This is a genomic window from Oleiphilus sp. HI0128, assembly GCF_001635365.1.
In genome coordinates this window covers 1-2,660 of sequence record NZ_LWGG01000914.1, presented here as the reverse complement: position 1 = coordinate 2,660, position 2,660 = coordinate 1, and the positions used below count along the sequence as shown (strand labels likewise).

Sequence of the window (2,660 nt, the reverse complement as noted above, 5' to 3'; positions counted from 1 at the left end):
TCCTTTAGAATCCGAAGTTTAGGTCTATACTGCTATTTTATTGACGATAATAATTAATTGAGCCTTACCAGATATGTATAAGTTTCTTTTGAATCTCCGTTTAAAGTATAAGTTTTGGTTGTTAAACGGGGTTTCATTTACCATTGTTTGTTTAATGGTTGCTGCCTCCATTGCAATAAATCATTCTTTCATCTTGGATGAAAGTCGTGAGGACAATGCTGATATTGTCGATAGCTTACTATCTATTTCAAAAGAGTTGGACCCACTAGAGTACCGGGCATTGACAGCAGCTAGTAATAACCTGATTTACCGTGAGTCAGGTCAGCAAGATTATTTTACTGGTAAAAATGTTCACAATTCAATTTCAAGTGAGTCTATCGACAAGGCGCTCGATGCAAAAGAATTGCTTGTTACCTTTGGTGGTGGATGGCTCGATGAGTTCCCTGCCGTGACTCTTACAAAAGCGAGTCTTGACAATGGCGCAATCATTGCGCGTGTAGCCGTTAAACCTTCTTTGATACAAATGTTTAAAGCTCAAGCGCTCAATTTTGCCTCCGTCGTATTTGTCTTGATGTTAGTTCTTTTAGTCTGCTCACAGATTTTGATTACCTTCTTTGAACGTCATATTGATAATCTAAAATCAGTTATGAGACATGTTAGGAAGAATGGTGACTTAACTGCAAGAGTAGAAATAGATTGTCTTGATGAAGTGGGCGACATGGCTGAGGCTTTTAATGCCATGCAAGATAATTATCAAAGTACCGTTAAAGTGCTTATGGATACTGCTGGATCGCTGCATCAATCTGCTGCAAGCCTTCAGGAGAATGCAAATCGAACCGAGCGGGATATGTCTGAGCAACAGCAGGAAACTGCGGCAATTCTAGAGTCAATTGCGCAATTAACAATTGCCGCACAGGAAGTGGCCAGCAGCGCTTCAGAGATGCATGAAGTTAGTTCGTCTGCGGCTGATCTCACTGCTTCGGGCGAGCTAGAAGTCCAACAAGCCAAGGATGTTACACATACGCTAAGTCAGGAGATCGACCAAGTTTCGACTTTGATATCAACCTTGCAAGATGATACGAAGAGAATAGATTCTACAACAAGCGAGATACAGGTAATCTCTGAACAGACTAATCTTTTGGCGCTCAATGCTGCAATTGAAGCTGCAAGAGCAGGAGAGTCTGGTCGTGGCTTTGCGGTGGTTGCAGATGAGGTTCGTTCGCTCGCTCAACATGCACATGAGTCGAGCGAGAAGATACAGCAGCTTGTAAATGCAATTCGAAGTGTAACCAGCGATATTATTCGGGTAATGGATCAAGGTACCTCGACAGCAAACAACAGCGTTGAGAGCTCGGAGCGTACGGTTGCTTTATTCTCTGATATTCGCTCCCTAAGTGATCGTATCAATCGCAGTAATCTTGTCGTGGCGTCTGCCGCTGAAGAGCAGAGCCAAACAAGTCTCGCTGTGAGCAATGGCCTAGAGGAAGTCAAAAAAGGAGCCGACCACGTTCTACTTAATGCAATGAGTGTTAGCGAAGACTCAAAGAGGATAGCTGATCTTGCTAATCAGCTTGAAAGCATCGTCGGAAAACTGCAAGTATAAGCTTAAGGTTCTTTCACTTCTTCACGGGCAAATCGCCCGATCTCACGGTCAGTAATTATTGGCGCGCTATCTATAGCAATCGAGATTGTGAACATGCTCGCGACAACAACTGATGCTGGTAATGCTATTAAAAACCAAGGCCAAAACTGCTTATACCAGGCAGTTTGAGGTTTATTATTTGTATCGTTCATATTGTTATATTCCATCTCTGGGTAGGTATTGTGATTACGGTGCTATCTTGGGCTGAAGAATCGAGAACTTTCTTGAACCTTATATATATCATCCTCAATCTTGGTAGAGATTGTAAACTCAAGAGTTTCAATAGGTTTATCTAAAGACGCTACGGGGCTTGCAACGGTTACGGTAACATTGCCAACTTCGCCTGGTGCTATTTTTTGCACTTCATTGTAAGAAACCTTTGCGCCGTCAATTCCGGACACATCAATTTGATATGTTTGCGCATTCTTACTTTTATTCATCACCTTAAAGTTATAGACGTTTTCAATATTAGACGCGTCGATAACGCGGTATAGTGCACCACGATCTCTGAGTACATCAACTGCTAGCGGTGAACGCATTGCAATGGCAATAACAAAGGCAACAAATAAAGCAACTAACAAAATAGCATAAGCGACAATTCGCGGCCTAAGAATCTTAGTTTTTTCGTGATGTAAGGAATGTTCAGTGGTGTAGCGAATCAAACCTTGAGGTTTCGAGACTTTTTCCATTACCTGGTCACATACATCCACACAAGCTGCGCAGCCAATGCACTCATACTGTAAGCCTTCGCGAATATCGATGCCAGTAGGGCAGACCTGCACACATAAAGAGCAGTCAACACAGTCACCTGCCTGGTCGGCCATTTCCTTTCTTTTTTTACCCTTAACTCTTGGCTCGCCACGGTCATCGTCGTAGGAGACAATCAGAGTGTCCTTATCGAACATGGCGCTTTGGAAGCGTGCATAAGGGCACATATATAAGCATACCTGTTCTCTGAGGTAGCCAGAGTTTCCATAAGTCGCAAAACCATAAAATAGGATCCAGAAAGTTTCCCAGG

General features: G+C 42.8%; 3 protein-coding genes. 1 reads left to right on the top strand and 2 read right to left on the bottom strand.

Features of this window, described 5'->3' with window-relative positions; all coding sequences use genetic code 11:
• Nucleotides 1-73 precede the first annotated feature (73 nt).
• On the top strand, nucleotides 74-1,603 hold the full coding sequence (locus A3763_RS14900) for a methyl-accepting chemotaxis protein (protein WP_068760189.1): 1,530 nt from the start codon (nucleotides 74-76) through the stop codon (nucleotides 1,601-1,603).
• Between the two features lie 2 nt (nucleotides 1,604-1,605).
• Here A3763_RS14900 and A3763_RS28720 read toward each other — a convergent pair whose 3' ends face one another.
• Nucleotides 1,606-1,794: a FixH family protein gene (locus A3763_RS28720; protein ID WP_068554747.1), complete on the bottom strand. Its 189-nt coding sequence runs from the start codon at nucleotides 1,792-1,794 to the stop codon at nucleotides 1,606-1,608.
• A gap of 42 nt (nucleotides 1,795-1,836) precedes the next feature.
• Nucleotides 1,837-2,660: cytochrome c oxidase accessory protein CcoG (gene ccoG / locus A3763_RS14890; RefSeq protein ID WP_068760187.1), on the bottom strand; the 824-nt coding region annotated here is incomplete at its 5' end.

Excerpts from the sequence above, each read along its gene's own strand:
- A3763_RS14900 (WP_068760189.1), top strand. The coding sequence starts at position 74 with ATGTATAAGTTTCTTTTGAATCTCCGTTTAAAGTATAAGTTTTGGTTG.
- A3763_RS28720 (WP_068554747.1), bottom strand. The coding sequence starts at position 1,794 with ATGAACGATACAAATAATAAACCTCAAACTGCCTGGTATAAGCAGTTT.